The sequence below is a fragment of the Streptococcus sp. 27098_8_51 genome (genome assembly GCF_041432205.1).
Classification (GTDB): Bacteria; Bacillota; Bacilli; order Lactobacillales; family Streptococcaceae; genus Streptococcus.
The window spans coordinates 150,969-171,611 of the sequence record NZ_JAPVZE010000003.1; the positions used below are offsets into that span (position 1 = coordinate 150,969).

A 20,643-nucleotide genomic window follows, 5' to 3' on the forward strand; every position below is an offset into this window, starting at 1 on the left:
GGATTTAGCCATCGACATGATGGTTAAGTCCTTTTTTATCTTGGTATAAGTCCCTGAATGATTAGAGATAGGATTTTTTTATAGCTGTAAAGCGATTCTTAAAATTCTGAGCGTTAGAACTGTTCAGAAAAGAGAAAATTTTAGTGAATTTTACCTATTTCCTATTGCTTTCTGCCTTTTTATTTGTTATATTAAAAGTACAATTATTTTTTATTTATAACAGTTAAGCAGAGCACTTTCAGAGAAAGGAGTATTTTTTAAAAACGAAATGTAAACGCTTACTGGAAAATGAAAGGATTTAGGAGTTCATGGATAAACGATTTTTTGAAAAACGCTGTAAGTTCAGTATTCGTAAGTTTACGCTTGGAGTAGCTTCGGTGATGATTGGAGCGACTTTCTTCGCAGCTAGCCCAGTATTAGCTGATCAAGCAAGAGTTGGTTCAACAGATAATTTGCCGAGTGAACTAGCTGATTTGGATAAGAAGGCTAGTGATGAGGGGCACGATTTTGACAAGGAAGCTGCCGCTCAGAATCCTGGTTCAGCTGAAACTACTGAAGGCCCACAAACAGAAGAAGAGTTGTTGGCTCAAGAAAAAGAAAAGTCTGAAAAGCCAAGCAATCTGCCAAAAGAATTAGAAGATAAGTTGGAGAAAGCTGAAGACAATGGGCGCGAAGTTGACAAGGATCAATTGGTCCAAGATACTGGCAAGCTCGTCCCAGAAGATGTGGCTAAAACGACCAATGGGGAATTAAACTACGGCGCGACTGTTAAGATTAAGACGCCATCAGGAGAAGGTAGCGGTATTGTCGTTGCTAAAGACCTTGTCTTGACGGTTTCTCATAACTTTATCAAGGATAGCCAGGACGGCAATATCCGTAAGGTTGTGGATAATGACCAAGGGGATGGAGATATCTATAGCATCTCATATCCAGGATTGCCAGATGTCAAGTTTAGCAAGAAAGATATTATTCATTGGGATCGTGAAGGCTACCTGAAGGGCTTCAAAAATGATTTGGCCCTAGTGAGATTGCGTACGGTTCTAGAAAATACGCCTGTTGAAGTAACTAAAAAGCCAGTAGTTAAGAAAATTGGAGATAAACTCCATGTCTTTGGTTATCCAGAAGGAAAATTGAATCCGATTGTCAATACTACAGTTGATTTTGCGGAACCATACGGAGAAGGTGTCCAAGGGATTGGTTACCAAGGAGGAAAACCGGGCGCTAGTGGTGGTGGTATCTTTGATACAGAAGGCAAACTAGTCGGTGTTCACCAAAATGGTGTAGTTGGAAAACGGAGCGGAGGCATTCTCTTCTCACCAGCTCAACTAAAATGGATTCAAGACCACATACAGGGAATTTCAAGTGTGAAACCAGCAGACTTGGAAGAGAAAGAAAAACCGGCTGAAGAAAAACCAAAAGAGGATAAACCTGCAGCTGCTAAACCTGAAACACCTAAGGCAGTAACTCCTGAATGGCAAACAGTAGCGAATAAAGAGCAACAAGGAACCGTCACTATTCGTGAAGAAAAGGGTGTTCGCTACAATCAATTGTCTTCAACGGCCCAAAATGACAATGACGGCAAACCAGCCTTGTTTGAAAAACAAGGATTGACAGTTGACGCTAATGGAAATGCGACGGTTGATTTAACCTTCAAAGATGATTCTGAAAAGGGCAAATCACGCTTTGGTGTCTTCTTGAAATTTAAAGATACCAAGAACAATGTTTTTGTTGGTTATGATAAAGATGGCTGGTTCTGGGAGTATAAATCTCCAACCGATAGCACCTGGTATAAGGGCAACCGTGTAGCAGCACCAGAACCAGGTTCTGTAAACCGTCTTTCTATCACCCTCAAATCAGATGGACAGCTTAATGCAACGAATAATGATGAGAAACTCTTTGATACGGTCACTTTGCCAGCAGCTGTTAATGAAACTCTCAAAAATGAGAAGAAAATCGTCCTAAAAGCTGGTTCCTATGGCAATGAGCGTACAGTTGTCAGCGTTAAAACAGACAATCAAGAAGGTGTAAAATCAGATGATACTCCTGCCCAGAAAGAAACAGGTCCGGCCGTTGACGATAGCAAGGTGACTTATGATACGATCCAGTCTAAGGTACTCAAGGCAGTGATTGACCAAGCCTTCCCACGTATTAAAGAATACAGTTTGAACGGGCATACCTTGCCAGGACAAGTCCAACAATTCAATAAAGTATTTATCAACAAACACGAAGTCACACCTGAAGTTACTTACAAAAAAATCAATGAGACAACTGCAGAGTACTTGATGAAGCTTCGCGATGATGCTAATCTTATCAATGCAGAAATGACGGTCCGTCTGCAAGTTGTTGATAATCAGTTGCACTTTGATGTGACCAAGATTGTCAACCACAATCAAGTTACTCCAGGTCAAAAGATTGATGACGAAAGAAAACTACTTTCTTCTATTAGTTTCCTTGGTAATGCTTTAGTCTCTGTTTCGAGTGATCAAGCTGGTGCTAAGTTTGACGGGGCAACCATGTCAAATAATACCCATGTCAGCGGAGATGATCATATCGATGTAACCAATCCAATGAAAGACTTGGCCAAGGGTTACATGTATGGATTTGTTTCTACAGATAAGCTTGCTGCAGGTGTTTGGAGCAATTCTCAAAACAGCTATGGTGGTGGTTCGAATGACTGGACTCGTTTGACAGCCTATAAAGAAACAGTTGGAAATGCCAACTATGTCGGAATTCACAGCTCTGAATGGCAATGGGAAAAGGCTTATAAGGGCATTGTCTTCCCAGAATACACCAAGGAACTTCCAAGTGCCAAGGTTGTTATCACCGAAGATGCCAATGCTGACAACAAAGTCGACTGGCAAGATGGTGCCATTGCTTATCGTAGCATCATGAACAACCCTCAAGGTTGGGAAAAAGTTAAGGATATCACTGCTTACCGTATCGCGATGAACTTTGGCTCACAAGCCCAAAACCCATTCCTTATGACCTTGGATGGTATCAAGAAAATCAATCTCCACACAGATGGTCTTGGGCAAGGTGTTCTCCTTAAAGGTTATGGTAGTGAAGGTCATGACTCTGGACACTTGAACTATGCTGATATTGGTAAACGTATTGGTGGTGTCGAAGACTTCAAGACCTTGATTGAAAAAGCGAAGAAATATGGAGCTCATCTAGGTATCCACGTGAACGCTTCTGAGACTTATCCTGAGTCTAAATACTTTAATGAAAATATTCTTCGTAAGAATCCAGATGGAAGCTACAGCTATGGTTGGAACTGGTTAGACCAAGGTATCAACATCGATGCTGCTTATGACTTGGCGCATGGACGCTTGGCTCGCTGGGAAGACTTGAAGAAAAAACTTGGTGAAGGTCTCGACTTTATCTATGTGGACGTATGGGGCAATGGTCAATCAGGTGATAACGGTGCCTGGGCTACCCACGTTCTTGCTAAAGAAATCAACAAACAAGGCTGGCGTTTTGCGATTGAGTGGGGCCATGGTGGTGAATACGACTCTACCTTCCAACACTGGGCAGCTGACTTGACCTATGGTGGCTACACTAATAAAGGTATCAACAGTGCTATCACCCGCTTTATCCGCAACCACCAAAAAGATTCTTGGGTTGGGGACTACAGAAGTTACGGTGGTGCAGCCAACTACCCACTTCTAGGTGGCTACAGCATGAAAGACTTTGAAGGCTGGCAAGGAAGAAGCGACTACAATGGCTATGTGACTAACCTCTTTGCCCATGACGTCATGACTAAGTACTTCCAACACTTCACTGTAAGTAAATGGGAAAATGGTACACCAGTTACCATGACCGATAATGGTAGCACCTATAAATGGACTCCAGAAATGAAGGTTGAGCTAGTCGATGCAGCAGGTAACAAGGTTGTTGTGACTCGTAAGTCAAACGATGTCAATAGCCCGCAATACCGCGAACGTACAGTAACGCTCAATGGACGTGTCATCCAAGATGGTTCAGCTTACTTGACTCCTTGGAATTGGGATGCAAATGGTAAGAAACTTCCTACTGAAAAGGAAAAGATGTACTACTTCAATACGCAGGCCGGTGCAACAACTTGGACCCTTCCGAGTGATTGGGCAAATAGCAAGGTTTACCTTTACAAGCTAACTGACCAAGGTAAGACAGAAGAGCAAGAACTAACTGTAACAGATGGTAAGATTACCCTAGACCTTCTAGCAAATCAACCATACGTTCTTTACCGTTCAAAACAAACCAATCCTGAAATGTCATGGAGCGAAGGCATGCACATCTATGACCAAGGATTTAACAGTGGAACCTTGAAACACTGGACTATTTCTGGTGATGCTTCCAAGGCAGAAATTGTCAAATCACAGGGTGCAAATGAAATGCTTCGTATCCAAGGCAATAAGAGCAAGGTTAGCCTTACTCAGAAACTGACTGGCTTGAAACCAAATACCAAGTATGCGGTTTATGTTGGTGTCGATAACCGTAGTAATGCTAAGGCAAGTATCACAGTGAATACTGGCGAGAAAGAAGTGACTACTTACACCAATAAGTCACTCGCTCTTAACTATATCAAAGCTTATGCTCATAACAATCGTCGTGAAAATGCTACAGTTGATGATACAAGTTACTTCCAAAACATGTACGCCTTCTTTACAACTGAATCTGACGTATCAAATGTCACTCTGACATTGAGTCGTGAAGCTGGTGATGAAGCAACATACTTTGATGAAATTCGTACCTTTGAAAACAATTCAAGCATGTACGGAGACAAGCATGATACAGGTAAAGGAACATTTAAACAAGACTTTGAAAATGTAGCTCAAGGGATTTTCCCATTCGTAGTGGGCGGTGTCGAAGGTGTTGAAGACAACCGCACTCACTTGTCTGAAAAACACGATCCATATACACAGCGTGGTTGGAATGGTAAGAAAGTCGATGATGTTATCGAAGGAAATTGGTCACTCAAGACCAATGGACTAGTGAGCCGTCGTAACTTGGTTTACCAAACTATTCCGCAAAACTTCCGCTTTGAAGCTGGTAAGACTTATCGTGTAACCTTTGAATACGAAGCAGGATCAGACAATACCTATGCCTTTGTAGTTGGTAAGGGAGAATTCCAGTCAGGTCGTCGTGGTACTCAAGCAAGCAACTTGGAAATGCATGAATTGCCAAATACTTGGACGGATTCTAAGAAAGCCAAGAAGGCAACCTTCCTCGTGACAGGTGCAGAAACAGGCGATACTTGGGTAGGTATCTACTCAACTGGAAACGCAAGCAATACTCATGGAGATGCTGGCGGAAATGCCAACTTCCGTGGTTACAACGATTTCATGATGGACAATCTTCACATCGAGGAAATTACCCTAACAGGTAAGATGTTGACAGAAAATGCTCTCAAGAACTACTTGCCAACGGTTGCCATGACTAACTACACGAAAGAGTCTATGGATGCTTTGAAAGAGGCGGTCTTTAACCTCAGCCAAGCAGATGATGACATTAGCGTAGAAGAAGCGCGTGCAGAGATTGCTAAGATTGAAGCCTTGAAGAATGCTTTGGTTCAGAAGAAGACAGCCTTGGTAGCAGAAGACTTTGAAAGTTTGGATGCGCCAGCTCAACCAGGTGAAGGTCTAGAGAATGCCTTTGATGGCAATGTTTCTAGCCTATGGCATACATCTTGGAATGGAGGAGATGTAGGCAAGCCTGCAACCATGGTCTTGAAAGAACCTACTGAAATCACAGGACTTCGCTATGTTCCACGTGCATCTGATTCAAATGGAAACTTGCGAGATGTGAAACTGGTTGTCACAGATGAGTCTGGCAAGGAACATACCTTCACAGTGACAGATTGGCCAAATAACAACAAGCCAAAAGACATTGACTTTGGCAAGACAATCAAGGCTAAGAAAATCGTCCTTACTGGTACCAAGACTTACGGAGATGGTGGCGATAAATACCAATCTGCAGCGGAACTCATCTTTACCCGTCCACAGGTAGCAGAAACACCACTTGACATGTCTAGCTATGAAGCAGCTTTGGCTAAGGCGCAGAAATTAACGGACAAAGACAATCAAGAGGAAGTAGCTAGCGTTCAGGCAAGCATGAAATATGCGACGGATAACCACCTCTTGACGGAAAGAATGGTTGCCTACTTCGCAGACTATCTCAACCAATTAAAAGATTCTGCTACGAAACCAGATGCTCCAACAAGTAGCAAGGGTGAAGAACAACCACCAGTTCTTGATGTACCTGAGTTCAAAGGCGGCGTCAATGCAACAGAAGCAGCTGTACATGAAGTCCCTGAGTTCAAGGGCGGCGTTAATGCGGTCCAAGCCTTGGTTCACGAATTACCAGAATACAAAGGTGGAGCCAATGCGGTCCTAGCGGCTGCAAATGAAGTTCCAGAGTATAGAGGTGGAGTCAATGCAGTTGAGGCCTTGGTAAATGAAAAGCCAGCCTACACAGGTGTATTGGCTACAGCTGGAGATCAAGCAGCTCCAACAGTTGAAAAACCTGAGTACCCGCTCACTCCAAGTCCAGTAGCTGAAACCAAAACTCCGGGAGCGAAAGATGAAGAAAAACTACCTGCTACAGGGGAGCACAGCTCAGAAGTAGCCCTCTTCTTAGCAAGTGTGAGTATCGCTTTATCTGCTGCTGTTCTTACGACAAAACGAAAAGAAGACTAAACAGATTTGGTTTTAGAAGTCCAAAAGATCTCGAATCAAATAGGATCAAACAGCCGGAGAGGACCTCTAGGTTCTCTCCTTTTTTCAAAGGAGAAATGATACCGCTTACTCATGTATGCGGATGAAAGGAATAGGAGAAAGATGGATAGACATTTTTTTGAGAAACGCTGTCACTATAGTATAAGAAAATTTGCAATCGGTGCAGCCTCCGTTATGATTGGTGCTAGTATCTTTGGCGCCAATATGGTTCAGGCGGCAGAAACAGCAACGCCTTCAGAGACAGAGGGAAGTATCACTCATGTTCAAGCTCTGGATAAGTTACCAGATGATTTAGCCGCTGCGCTTGAAAAAGCAGATGCAGAAGCTGCAACAGAAGCAAGTCATGAAGAAACTCCAGCGACTGATGAGGGAACCAAACCTGCAGCAAGTGAAGAGGCAAAACCAGAGACAAGTCCTGCAAGTCCCAAGCCAGCAGAAACGCCCAAACCGGTTGAAACACCAAAGGCAGAAAATCAACCTACGGAAACCCCTACACCAGCAGTAAAACCAGCTGAAAAGCAAATTGAAGATAGAGAAGATGTCAACCATCTCGAAGGTGCTACTGCTCAGGCGAGCAACCATGAGACTGGGACCAACTTTACTGCAGATAAGGCTATCGATGGAGATGACAATACCCGTTGGGCTACAGATAGAGATGCAGTAAAACCAACTTTTGAATTAACTCTTCCAAAAACTACCCTCATCAAGCATGTGGAAATTGACTGGGATCGTCGTCTTCGTAATGGGCAAAATGATCCAAATATCAAATCTTGGAGTCTCTACTACGCAGGTCAAGAAGACGTGGGCGCTAACGGAGAAAAACAATGGAAACTCGCTCATACCAAGACTGGAGATCCTGTTTTAGATGAGAAAGTAGATCTAGCTGAAAGTATTCAAGCTAAATATCTTAAGTTAGAAATTAACGACTATCAAGCGGGCACAATGGGCTGGAGAAACGTTGGTATCCAAGAAATTCGAGCTTATTCAAACGTTCCGGACCATAGTAAGGTAACGGATATCCGCCAAGTAACCGAACTCACAGTAGCAGAAGACGGACAGTCTCTTGTCTTACCAACTTTACCAGGGAAAGTTAGCCTTATCGGAAGCAACAAGCAAGGTGTGATTGACCTTCAAAATCGTATCCATAAACCTCTGACAGATCAACGCGTCAAGGTCATGGTGCAACAAATCAGAGACAGTCATACTTTCACTAAGGAATTTGAAGTAGTCATCAAGGGCCTACATCAGGACGAAGGTGTGGGTGTCAAACCAAAAGTAGCACCAGCTGTTCAACAATGGTATGGGAAAGAAGGCCAATCTTCTATCACTTCAGATACAGTTCTTGCGACAGGAGATTCAGGCTTTGATCAGGCTGCAACCTTCTACCAGTCAGACCTTGCAAGCCGTAGATTGGAACTAGCAACAGGTGACAAGCAAGCTCAAAAACGAATCGAATTTAAAAAGGTTGAAAACAAGGGTTATGGTAAAGAAGGGTATGGCATCACTATCCAAAATGATGTGATTACCATCGAAGCTGCCACAAACACAGGAGCCTTCTACGCCACTCGGACTCTTCTTCAAATGGGAGAAACAGACCTACAAAATGGCGAAATTCGTGATTTCCCAAGTTTCAGTCACCGTGGCTTTATGCTGGATACAGGTCGTAAATTTATCCCTTATGACACTCTTGTAGACATCATGCTCAACATGGCCTACTACAAGATGAACGACTTGCAGTTGCACCTTAATGATAACTATATCTTCCTTAAGGAACACTTGGCAGGTAAGAATTTAACTCCAGAAGAACAACTCAAGTATGTACTTGAACACGCTAAGACTGGTTTCCGTGTGGAGACAGACATTGTCGGTAAGAATGATCAAAAATTGACTTCAGATGAGCATTATACCAAGGAAGAAATGCAAAATCTGATTAAACTTGCCAAGGCCTTGCATATCAATCTAGTGCCAGAAATTGACACACCAGGTCATGCACTATCATTTGTCAAAGTCCGCCCAGACCTCATGTATCAAGGTAGTTTGAGTGATTATGCTGGCAAACACAATGTTGAACGTGTTGCAATGCTCGACCTAGATAATAAATACGATGAAACGCTAGCTTTTGTCAAATCAGTTTATGACAAACTCCTCGACGGTCCAGATGCACCACTTCATGGGGTATCCACTGTTCATATTGGAACGGATGAATACTATGGCAGCAGAGAAAGTTACCGTCGCTATGTCAATGATTTGACCCAATATATCAAGTCTAAAGGTTACACCCCTCGTATCTGGGGCTCACTCAGTGCGAAACGTGGGAACACTCCTGTTGATTGGAACGGAGTAGAGGTTGATATCTGGAGTATCGGATGGCAACGACCAAATGAAGCCATTGCTCAGGGAGCTAAGATTATCAACATCACAGATGTACCGACCTATAGTGTGCCAAGTGGAAGCAATAGTCAAGCAGCTTACGGGGACTATGCTAACTACGAACGTCAGTACAATAGCTGGACACCAAATGATTTTAGAACAGGTGGAGGTCCACTTCTACCAGCTTCTCATCCAAGTATCCTTGGTGGTGGTCACGCAGTTTGGAATGATAATATCGACCTTCATGAAACCGGTTTGACCTCTTATGACATCTTTAAACGCTTCTTCAAGAGCATGCAAACCACTGCAGAGCGCACCTGGGGGTCTGACCGTGCAGCTGCGACCTTTGCAGAACGCACCCTACCAACGAGTCCTTATGCGCCGCAGTCAAATCCTGATAAAGAGATTGATCAAAGCGACTTGTTTACCATCAATCCTGAAACAGTCAAGAACTATGCAAGCAAGAAAGTGAAGACAAGTGAGCAAGGATTGGCTTTTGAGAAAGACAGCAGTATCGAAGGCTTGGCTGGTGATGTTGGTCCGAGTCACGTCTTGAAGTTTGATGTGACTGTCACTGGAGACGGTGAACAAACCTTCTCAACAAGTGGGGACAATCGTATCTATCTAGCTGATAAAGATGGCTATCTTGCTTACCAGTTTGAACAGTTCCATATCCAATTCAATAAAAAACTTGAAAAGAACAAACGCTATCAAATCTCCATTGTAACCAAACCACAGTCAACCGAAGTCTATGTGGATGGTGAAAAGATTGAGCGTATCGCAAATCCAGCCCACCCTCGCTTTGCCCACAATAGCTTGGTACTACCGCTTGAAAGCATCGGTGGATTCAAAGGAATCTTGCATAGCGCAGAGTTGTCGGATAAAGCATTTGTAAATCCTCGCTTGATTTCAAATGATAAGATTACTGCAACCGCAAGCAGTCAGCAACTTCCAGGAAACGCGACTGAAGGCGCTGTTGAAAAGGCCTTTGACAATGATCCAAATACCTTCTGGCATACTAAGTGGACCGGTGACACTGCGCCATACACCCTTACTATGACCTTGAAAGAAGCAGAAAAAATCAATGGCTTGACCTATCTCCCACGTCCAGGTGGTGGAAATGGTGTTGTGACGCGCTACGAAATCTACGCACAAAAAGATGGCCAAATGGTCAAGGTTTCAGAAGGAAGCTGGGACAACAACGCCCAAGAAAAAACAGTCAACTTTGCGGCGGTGCATACCAACAAGATTGAATTGAAAGTATTGGAAGGCGTTGGTGGTTTTGCAAGTGCAGCTGAAGTTCATCTATTGAAACCTGTCAAAGAAGAGCAAGAAACGCCTGCACCAAGTCAACCAGAAAAACCAACTACACCAGAAAAACCAAAAGTAGACCAAACCGGTGATGGAACAGTTGAATTGGCAGATCAATTCACTGCAAGTAAACCAGCTAGCGAAGACAGCATTGCAGCTGCTAGCAAGAGCGCAGACTATCTCAAGAAAGAGTACAAGGTCTTCCCAACTCCACAAAAAGTGACTTATGGAGAAGGTGTCACAGCTCTTCGCAAGCAAGTCAATCTGGTCATGGGCGATCAGCTCGATATCTATACTCGCAATCGCTTGAAGAGTGTTTTGCAGGACAATCAAGTATCTTATACAACTGGTAAGGCAGCAATCGCTGGCGCAACCAATATCTATCTTGGAGTGCATGGACAAGGTTCACAAGCAGAGCAAAACTTGTCCAAGGTTTCAGCAGGTCTCTTTGACAAGATTGACGCCTATGTCTTGAGCATCAAGGATAATTCGATTTCCATCGTCGGAAAAGACACTGATGCAGTTTTCTATGGTTTGACAACCTTGAAACACATGCTCAAGGAAAGCCAAGTGCCAGTCCTTCGCAATGTGACAGTAGAAGATTACGCAGAGCTCAAGAACCGTGGTTTCATCGAAGGTTACTATGGAAATCCATGGTCGAATGCCGATCGTGCAGAGCTCATGCGTTATGGTGGCGATTTGAAATTGAACCAATACTTCTTTGCACCAAAAGATGATCCATATCACAACAAGAAATGGCGTGAACTCTATCCAGAAGAAAAACTAGCTGAAATCCGTGAACTTGCTCGTGTCGGAAATCAAAGTAAAACCCGCTATGTCTGGACTATCCATCCATTCATGAACAACCGCATCCGCTTTGGAAATGAAGCGCATTACCAAGAAGATTTGGCAACCATCAAGGCTAAATTTACCCAGTTGATGAAAGTGGGTGTCCGTGAATTTGGTATCCTTGCAGATGATGCTCCAAGCCCAGTCGGAGGCTACAATAGCTACAACCGCTTGATGCAAGATATGACCAAGTGGTTGACTGAAATGCAGGGAACTTACAGCGGTCTTCGTAAAGAAATGATCTTTGTTCCTGGACAGTATTGGGGTAATGGACGTGAAGATGAGTTGAAATCCCTCAATGAAAATCTCCCAAGTTCAACATCCATGACCTTGACGGGTGGTAAGATTTGGGGTGAAGTCTCTGAAAGCTTCCTTTCAACTCTCAAAAACAATCTATCCGCAGGTGGCAAGACCTATCGCCCAGTTTCACTTTGGATTAACTGGCCTGTAACAGATAACTCTAAACAGCACTTGATTCTAGGTGGTGGTGAGAAATTCCTTCATCCGAATGTGGATCCTAGCTTGCTATCTGGTATCATGTTGAACCCAATGCAACAGTCTGAACCATCTAAGATTGCCCTCTTTTCAGGAGCTCAATACTCATGGAAACAGTGGAAATCAGAAGAAGAAGCTAAGAAAATCAATGATATTGCCTTCAACTTTGTAGAAAATGGTCATTTTGAAGATAGCAAGGTATCAGCAGCCTTCCGCGAACTTGGTAAGCACATGATCAACCAAAACATGGATAATCGTGTCGTCAAACTAGAAGAATCTGTAGACTTGGCTCCAAAATTAACAGACTTCATGACTAAGCTCAAAGCTGGTCAGGATGTGACTGCAGAACGTGCAGCCTTGCGAGCTGAATTTGCCAAGATTAAAGAAGCAGCTGAACTCTATAAAGCATCAGGCGATAAAAAAATGGTTGCCCAAATCCACTATTGGTTGGATAATGCAATCGACCAAATGAATGCCCTCGATGCCTTCCTTACAGGAACTGAAGCCATGGCTACAAACGATGCGGCCAAACTTTGGGATAGCTACTATAAAGGTTTGAAATTGTACGAACAGTCTCAAACTCACACCTTCCATTATGTAGACCATATGGAAAAAGCTGAATTGGGTGTTCAACATATTCGTCCATTTATCCTATCCCTGAAAGAAGTTCTAGCGTCTGAAGTTCAAAAAGTCTTGCACCCAGACCAAATCATCAGCACCTTTATCACCAATCGAACAGGTGTAGAAGGTGGTTTGGCAGAAGTAACGGATGGCGACTTGGCAACTCATGCGATTATTAAATCACCAAACAGCATCAAGACAGGTGATTATATTGGTATGAAGTTCAACAAGCCGGTAGCGATCCAAACCTTGACCTTTGCAATGGGAACGCAGGCAAATCCACGTGATACCTTTAGTAAGGCAGAAGTGCAGTATCAAGATGAAAATGATAACTGGGTAACTTTGAAAGAGCCAAGCTATGTCGGAAATGAATCCCTTCTTAAGTTTGAAAATCTCAATATCAAGGCCAAGGCAGTTCGCATGATTGCGACAGCAGACCGTGAGAATACCTGGTTTGCAGTTCAGGAAATTGCAGTCAACCGTCCAGTTGAAAAAGCTCGTAGCCAACAAGCAACGACAGTTAGTCTAAGCTCAAACTTAGTTTACAAACTAAATACCTCAGCCCGTCAAATCACTGATGGCAAGGACAATACAGAAGCCATGATGGCAAATGCTGACGGTAGCAATACGACACCAGTAGATGCCTGGGCACAACTTGACCTCGGTGAAGTCAAGTCAGTCACTAAAGTACGACTTCGCCAAGGAACGGGTGATAAGCTTGCCGCAGGTGTACTTGAGTACTCTACAGATGGAACTGCATGGCAAGAGTTGGATCGCCTATCAGGAGAACAAACCAAGGAAGTGACCAGAGCGATCAATGCTCGTTACATTCGAGTACGCAATACCAAGGCACTCGACCTCTGGTGGCGTATCCAGGACTTCTCTGTTGAGACACGCTCTGGAAACAGCGAGTTAACAGACACCAACGTTGACGCCTTGAAGGAAACACCAGTAGTGGATAGCTTGGGCAGTTACGAGCTTCAAATTCCAGCTGGAACCAAACTCCCTGCTCATAGCTATCTAGGTATGAAGCTTGACCGTATCCATCAAATCAAGAGCATCCAGCTCCAAGGTCAGGCTAACCCTGCTCTTACTCTAGAGTACTCTGCAAATGCGCAAGAATGGACGCCGGCTAGCCAGTTGACTGACAGATCTGTAGTGAGCCACTTGGTACGTTATGTTCGTTTGGTCAATAAAACAGATCAGGAACAAGCTGTGACAGCCACTTCTCTCCTTGTGACAACCAAAGAAGTACAACCAACCAAACTAGAATCTACAACAATGGGTATTCATCCAACATACGGAAGCAATGATGTTCGTAAGCTGAACAACCTAGATCAACTATTTGACGGTGTTTACAACAACTTCGTTGAGTTTTCAGACTATGCCCGTAAAGATGGCCACGTAACCTTGAAACTTGGTAGCGAACGCACTATCAAGAAGATCAGAGCCTACATCCAAGACGGAACTCAAAACTACCTTCGTGATGGTAAGATTCAAGTCAGCCAAGACGGTAAAACTTGGACTGATGTCGTGACAGTAGGAGATGGTGTGGCCAATAGCACACACGATGATTCATTGACAGATGGTTGGACACATGATTCTAAGATGCCAGGAAATCGCTATATCGAGGGTAAATTGGCGACACCAGTCAAAGCTAACTATCTCCGTGTCCTCTATACAGCAGACTATGATGCCCGTTTTGTAGGCTTTACAGAATTGGTCATCAACGATGGTGAATTTGTCAAACCAATCAATGATCCAACAGTAGAAGGAAGTAGTGGAGAAAGCCAAGGCAACCTTTATAATAATCTTGTAGACGGCAAAGTCTTGACCAGCTACAAGTCTGAAAAAGACAAGGGCGAATTGGTGTATCACTTGTCTGAACCAACCAAAGCTAACCACCTTCGTCTCGTTTCCAGTCTTCCTGAAGGAGCTAAGGCACGTGTTCTTGCTAGAACACTCAAGGATGGTCAAGACAGTTGGCTAGACCTCGGTGCCATTACATCTAGTCTCCAAACCTTCGCTATCCGAAATGGTGGCTCTCTTCTAGACGTCAAATTAGTCTGGGAAGGTGGCAAGGCTGAGTTTTATGAATTGGCGAGCTTCTATCAAGAATTAACAGAAGAACCTGTTCAATCAAGCAAGGGTGAAGAACCAGCACCCGTTCTTGAGGTTCCTGAATTCACAGGTGGTGTCAATGCAGTTGAAGCCCTAGTACATGAACTTCCAGAGTACACAGGCGCATTAGCAACAGTAGGAGACCAAACTGCTCCAACAGTAGAGAAACCTGAGTTCAAGGGTGGTGTCAATGCAGTTGAAGCCCTAGTACATGAACTTCCAGAGTACACAGGCCCCGTAGCGACAGTAGGTGACCAAGCTGCTCCAACAGTAGAGAAACCTGAGTTCAAGGGTGGTGTCAATGCAGTGATGGCTCTAGTGCATGAATTGCCAGAATACACAGGCCCGCTAGCAACAGTAGGAGACCAAGCAGCTCCAACAGTAGAAAAACCTGAGTTTAAACTTAGCACTCTAGTTTCTGATCAAGGTAAGACTCCAGATCATAAACAAGAAATTGCTAGACAAGAAACAGCAAAACAGAGCTTGCCAGCAACAGGTGAGAGTCAATCTGACACAGCCCTCTTCCTAGCAGGTGTTAGCCTAGCCCTATCTGCTCTCTTTGTAGCAAAAACAAAGAAAGACTAGTATTTAGTAAAACCTCTTAACAAGATTACGAAATCCGTTTCCTATCTTTCCCAATGAGGTTTATAGTACAGAAAAAGCCTGAGAAGACATCTTCTCAGGCTTTTGTTAAGCACATAAATGCAATAGTGCTATGAAAAAATCACCCAGAAAACTCTGGATGATAAATGTTATGGTTGTGCTGGTTGAGGATTCTGATTTTGGTTCTGGTTTTGTTGACCAGGCGTTGTATTTGGTTGCTGGTTATTGGTATTATTGTTTGCACTATTATTCGTGCTTGGAGTAGATGAGCTTGACTGTGAAGTTGAACTTTCTGATGTCGAGCTCGAACTTTCTGGTGTTGGGGCCTGTTGCGGAGCAGGAGCAGTCCATGCAGAACGAGCACCGTTTTTAAAGACGAACTCACCACTTCGATAGAGGCCTTCTGGCATAGTCCAGTCGCCAGGGTTGTTATCCTCAGACAGATAAGTCATCATCGAACGGTAAACCTTAGCTGCAACATAGAAGCCATCACCAACGATAGGAGTAAGGCGGTTTGAGTAACCTGTCCACACAGCCATTGAATATTTGCGAGTATAACCAACAAACATTTCGTCTGGAGCTACATAACCAGTATTTTTGATGTAGTTTTCAATTTCATCATCTGTATAGTTTGATGTACCAGTCTTACCAGCTTGAGGTAGCCAAGGGAGATAAGCACCACGACCAGTTCCGTATGCCAAGACAGTCTTCATCATTTCTGTCATCATATAGGCGGTCGTCTCTTTCATGGCACGAGTACCAGGATCAGCGTATTCTTTTGAGCTACCATCGCTAAAGACGATTTTGTTGATATACATTGGTTTATGGTAGATACCACCGTTAGCAAAAGCAGCGTAAGCAGCAGCCATTTTCTCACTACTTGCTCCATACTTTTTGTTTGACTCAGTCGTATTACTTGAAATCGCGTTGGCATAGTGCATATCTGGATAGTCAATGCCGATTCCATTTAGGAAGGTCTTGGCTCTATCCAAACCGACTTTGTTCAAGGTTTCTACAGCTGTAACGTTCCGTGATTGTTGGAGCGCATATTGGATGGTAATATTTCCAAAATAACTTCTATCCCAGTTGTAAACAGGGGTATCTGTTCCAGGATAGTTGTAAGGAACATCATGTACAATCGAAGCAGTTGAGTCGTAGATGTCATACTCCAAGGCAGGAGCATAGTCTGTGATTGGCTTCATGGTAGAACCCCAGTCACGGTTGGTTTCAACAGCTTGGTTGATTCCGAAGGAGACATTGCTTGATTGGTGACGAGAACCTAACTGAGCAATGACTTTCCCATTTGTCACATCCACAATCGTTGAAGCTACTTGCATTTCATCATCTGGATAGTTGACATACTCGTCGGTATTGTAGATATCCCAGAGATGTTGTTGAACTTTAGGATCAACGTTGGTGTAGACATCCATACCAGTCGTTAAGAGGTTGTAGCCTGTTTCTTGTTCGACTTGATCGATTACCTCTTTGAGATAGTTGTCCATGTATGGAGGATAACTATTAGCCGATTTTAGACTTTGAAGTCCATCTGTAATCGGAGTATTAATCGCTTTTTCATATTGCTCAGCTGAAATGTAACCTTGCCCCTTCATCTCAGAGAGGACGAGATTACGACGTTCTTGAGCAGCTTCTGGATGCGAGTATGGATCATACTGGTTTGGAGCCTGAGGCATACCAGCAAGGAGAGCCAGTTGAGGAATACTTAAATCTTTGAGATCCTTGCCATAGTAACTTTGGGCAGCTGTCTGCATTCCGTAGTTACCGTTTGACATGTAAACCTTGTTGATGTAGTAGGTCAAGATCTCTTGTTTAGTCGCTTTTTGTTCTAGCTGAACAGCTAACCAAGCTTCCTGGGCCTTACGAGAAAGAGTCTGATCAGAAGTTGACGTAGAGAAGTAAGTTAATTTAATCAACTGCTGTGTCAAGGTGGAAGCTCCTTGCAGACCTCCACCACCACGAAGGTTTCGGAGGGTAGCACCTAGGATACGGATCGTGTCGATTCCTCGGTGATTAAAGAAGCGATGGTCCTCAATCGAAACAATAGCGTTGACCAAATCGGTCGGTATTTCGTTTGCTTGGGCATTGACCCGACGTTCCGATCCAAGATCAGCGATAAGCTCGTCATTGCTATCATAGATCTTACTTGACGTTGTAGCAACTAGTTTACTTTCAGAAAGTTCGGGAGCCTTGCTAACATAGTAGAGGAAGAGACCTCCACCAAGCATTACAGCTGCGATAAATACAGTTAAGAGACTGATACTGACATACTTAGCTATTCGCAGAAAAGTTTGTTTGTTCATCTTGTTTTACCACCTAGTAAATGTTCTTTGATAATGTCGAGGTAGGGAATTTGAGGAAAGGCACCAGGCTCAATCCTATATCCATTTTCTCGAATATATCCAAGTGGCATTGACTTCTGTCCCTTATCTTGATGATAGAAACGGATGAGGTCAATAGCCGGCAATAAGTAGGTTTCTTGCTGAGAAGAAAAGTGAAGGAGTACAAAGCAGATTCCTTGCTGGGCAAGGACTTGTTCCATATGCTGGATCTGATGGAGATGAAAATTCTTCATCGGTATCGCATGTTTTTGCCTGGTTTCCTTTGCTTCAAAGTCGATGTAGTATCCATCATAAACCCCTGAATAGTCAGTAGTTGAGGCTTGTCTAAAGTAGGCTTCAACGATCTTGGCACGACTTCGTTGGGGATAGTCGACACGTACGATTTGGATGGGAGTCGGTTTCTTATGAATAACAGCTAACCCATGCGACAAATAGTAGTCGTTCGTAGCATTGATCATCTTTTCAAAAGACATTCCCCGATTTGCGAAATTTTTAGTTTGTGACAGGGGTGCTTGCCTCTTTTGAGATGAAATTTTATGTGGATAGTTGACCATAATTCTCCTTATTGGTACAATAACATCACTCTATTATATCATAAATTTACAAAGAAAGGGTTAAAAATGACATCAGCCTTGATTTTAGGCTATTCAGCCTTCGACCTTGGTCTCTTTAATGACAAGGATATTCGCGTTGATATTATCAAAACAGCCATTCGGAGAGACCTGGAACGTCTAGCAGAGGATGGGGTGAACTGGCTTGTCTTTACAGGGACCTTGGGCTTTGAGTACTGGGCGCTTCAGGTGGCGAAAGACATGAAAGCAGACTATGGATTTCAGCTGGCGACCATTTTTGATTTTGAAACCCATGGCAGTAATTGGAATGAAGCAAATCAAGCGAAATTGAGTGAGTTCAAGCAGGTTGACTTTGTCAAATATGCCTATCCACAATATGAGCACAAGGGGCAACTGCGTGATTATCAGAAATTTCTGCTGGAGAATACAGATACTTGCTATCTTTTTTACGACGAAGAAAAGGAAACCAAGTTACGATATTTTTACCAAATGATGAAAAATCAAGCGGACTATGTTACAAGAAGATTAACATTTGAGGACTTGAATGAAATAGTAGAAAATTTTTCTGAAAAGTAAGCCTTTGACCTTGATTTTTACTTGTCTTTTTTTATATAATAATACTAGTAACCCAGAATGGAGAGAGACATGGCAAGTATTATATTTTCAGCGAAAGATATTTTTGAACAAGAATTTGGACGTGAAGTACGTGGATACAGCAAAGCAGAGGTAGATGAATTCCTAGACGATGTGATTAAGGATTATGAAACCTACGCAGCTTTGGTCAAATCCCTTCGTCAAGAGATTGCTGATTTGAAGGAAGAATTATCTCATAAACCACAGGTAGCTCCAACTCAACCAGACTCTATTGAAGTAACGGCTTCTACTTCAATGACAAACTTTGATATTTTGAAACGCTTAAATCGTCTCGAAAAAGAAGTATTTGGTAAGCAAATCTTAGACAACCAAGATTTATAATTGACTAAGGAATGAGTGCAATTTTTGGATAATCGCGTGAAGAGATTCTCTTTTCATGAGGAAAGTCCATGCTAGCACAGGCTGTGATGCCTGTAGTGTTTGTGCTAGGCGAATCCATAAGCCTAGGGACGAGAAATCGTTACGGCAGTCGAAATGGCTAAGTCTTCGGATAGGTCAGAATAGGCTTGAAAGTGCCACAGTGACGGAGTCTTTCTGGAAACAGAGAGAGTGGAACGCGGTAAACCCCTCAAGCTAGCAACCCAAATTTTGGTCGGGGCATGGAGTGCACGGAAACGAACGTAGTACTCTGACTGCTATCAGATTTATGCTGTTAGCGGTAGACAGATGATTATCGAAGGAAGTGGTCCTAGTCACTTCTGGAACAAAACATGGCTTATAGAAAATTGCATATAGGTTGGGGCTGAGAAATCTTTCTCAACCTCATTTTTTAAAGTGAACAAGAGAAAGGTCTTGCAAGACTAGAAATGAAAGAACAATTTAATTTAATCGCAACTGCTGCGGCGGGTCTCGAGGCTGTCGTTGGACGTGAGGTGCGAGACCTTGGTTATGATTGCCAGGTTGAAAATGGGCGTGTCCGCTTTCAAGGAGATGTGAAGGCAATCATCGAGACCAATCTTTGGCTTCGTGCAGCGGATCGCATCAAGATTGTAGTCGGAAGTTTTCCTGCTAAGACTTTTGAAGAGCTTTTTCAAGGTGTTTTTGCTCTAGATTGGGAAAACTATCTCCCGCTAGGAGCACGCTTCCCGATATCAAAGGCAAAATGTGTGAAGTCTAAACTCCACAACGAGCCCAGTGTTCAGGCTATTTCTAAGAAGGCTGTTGTGAAGAAATTACAAAAACACTATGCCCGTCCAGAAGGAGTTCCCTTGATGGAAACGGGTCCCGAGTTTAAGATTGAGGTATCTATCCTGAAAGATGTGGCAACTGTCATGATTGACACGACAGGTTCTAGCCTTTTTAAACGAGGATATCGTACGGAAAAGGGTGGGGCGCCGATCAAGGAAAATATGGCAGCGGCCATTTTACAACTATCTAATTGGTATCCAGACAAGCCCTTGATTGATCCGACCTGTGGTTCAGGAACTTTCTGTATCGAGGCGGCTATGATTGCTAGAAAGATGGCTCCAGGACTTCGCCGTTCCTTTGCTTTTGAAGAATGGAACTGGGTCAGCGATCGGTTAATCCAAGAAGTTCGCACAGAGGCGGCTAAGAAAATTGATCGTGAACTTGAGCTGGACATTATGGGCTGTGATATTGATGCTCGCATGGTGGAGATTGCCAAGGCAAATGCCCAAGCAGCAGGCGTCGCAGGTGATATCACCTTTAAGCAAATGCGAGTACAGGACTTGCGCATTGACAAGATTAATGGCGTTATCATTTCCAATCCACCATATGGGGAACGTTTGTCTGATGATGCAGGAGTTACCAAGCTCTATGCTGAGATGGGACAAGTCTTTGCACCACTGAAAACGTGGAGTAAGTTTATCCTGACGAGTGACGAAGCTTTTGAAAGCAAGTACGGAAGTCCAGCTGATAAAAAGCGAAAACTCTATAACGGGACCTTAAAAGTGGATTTGTATCAATACTTTGGTCAGCGTGTCAAACGCCAAGAGGTAAAATAGAAAGGTGAAC

The 20,643-nt window shown here is 43.4% G+C and carries 7 protein-coding genes and 1 other RNA gene; 6 read left to right on the top strand and 2 right to left on the bottom strand.

The window, feature by feature from the left end:
* Positions 1 to 308: 308 nt before the first annotated feature.
* A complete protein-coding gene (locus O3622_RS03955) occupies positions 309 to 6,677 on the top strand; it encodes a SpGH101 family endo-alpha-N-acetylgalactosaminidase (RefSeq protein ID WP_371607059.1) in 6,369 nt (2,122 codons plus the stop codon).
* 141 nt (positions 6,678 to 6,818) lie between these two features.
* Positions 6,819 to 15,068 carry an SIALI-17 repeat-containing surface protein gene (locus O3622_RS03960; RefSeq protein WP_371607060.1) on the top strand — a complete coding sequence of 2,750 codons (8,250 nt, stop codon included), beginning with the start codon at positions 6,819 to 6,821 and terminating at the stop codon, positions 15,066 to 15,068.
* Between the two features lie 167 nt (positions 15,069 to 15,235).
* Here O3622_RS03960 and pbp1a read toward each other — a convergent pair whose 3' ends face one another.
* Both pbp1a and recU read right to left on the bottom strand, forming a co-directional pair.
* Positions 15,236 to 17,404, bottom strand: a complete 2,169-nt coding sequence (gene pbp1a / locus O3622_RS03965; protein ID WP_084880430.1) for a penicillin-binding protein PBP1A — start codon at positions 17,402 to 17,404, stop codon at positions 15,236 to 15,238.
* The gene (gene recU / locus O3622_RS03970; RefSeq protein WP_000248756.1) at positions 17,401 to 17,997 is read right to left on the bottom strand and encodes a Holliday junction resolvase RecU; all 597 of its coding nucleotides are present in this window, start codon (positions 17,995 to 17,997) and stop codon (positions 17,401 to 17,403) included. The genes pbp1a and recU overlap by 4 nt, the downstream gene beginning before the upstream one ends.
* Before the next feature lie 66 nt (positions 17,998 to 18,063).
* Between recU and O3622_RS03975 the strand changes: the two genes are divergently transcribed.
* From O3622_RS03975 to O3622_RS03990, 4 genes are all read left to right on the top strand, one after another.
* A complete protein-coding gene (locus O3622_RS03975) occupies positions 18,064 to 18,591 on the top strand; it encodes a DUF1273 domain-containing protein (protein WP_049520856.1) in 528 nt (175 codons plus the stop codon).
* Positions 18,592 to 18,660: 69 nt separating this feature from the next.
* Positions 18,661 to 18,990, top strand: coding sequence for a cell division regulator GpsB (gene gpsB / locus O3622_RS03980; RefSeq protein WP_000146523.1), 330 nt, complete (start codon positions 18,661 to 18,663; stop codon positions 18,988 to 18,990).
* A 20-nt stretch (positions 18,991 to 19,010) separates the two neighbouring features.
* Positions 19,011 to 19,392: RNase P RNA component class B (rnpB, locus tag O3622_RS03985), an RNA gene on the top strand.
* Positions 19,393 to 19,475: 83 nt separating this feature from the next.
* The gene (locus O3622_RS03990; RefSeq protein WP_371607063.1) at positions 19,476 to 20,633 is read left to right on the top strand and encodes a class I SAM-dependent RNA methyltransferase; all 1,158 of its coding nucleotides are present in this window, start codon (positions 19,476 to 19,478) and stop codon (positions 20,631 to 20,633) included.
* Positions 20,634 to 20,643: the final 10 nt, after the last annotated feature.

What these genes read in the sequence shown, in the direction of transcription:
- gpsB (WP_000146523.1), top strand. Translation starts at nt 18,661, where the DNA reads ATGGCAAGTATTATATTTTCAGCGAAAGATATTTTTGAACAAGAATTT.
- O3622_RS03975 (WP_049520856.1), top strand. Translation starts at nt 18,064, where the DNA reads ATGACATCAGCCTTGATTTTAGGCTATTCAGCCTTCGACCTTGGTCTC.
- O3622_RS03990 (WP_371607063.1), top strand. Translation starts at nt 19,476, where the DNA reads ATGAAAGAACAATTTAATTTAATCGCAACTGCTGCGGCGGGTCTCGAG.
- recU (WP_000248756.1), bottom strand. Translation starts at nt 17,997, where the DNA reads ATGGTCAACTATCCACATAAAATTTCATCTCAAAAGAGGCAAGCACCC.
- O3622_RS03955 (WP_371607059.1), top strand. Translation starts at nt 309, where the DNA reads ATGGATAAACGATTTTTTGAAAAACGCTGTAAGTTCAGTATTCGTAAG.
- O3622_RS03960 (WP_371607060.1), top strand. Translation starts at nt 6,819, where the DNA reads ATGGATAGACATTTTTTTGAGAAACGCTGTCACTATAGTATAAGAAAA.
- pbp1a (WP_084880430.1), bottom strand. Translation starts at nt 17,404, where the DNA reads ATGAACAAACAAACTTTTCTGCGAATAGCTAAGTATGTCAGTATCAGT.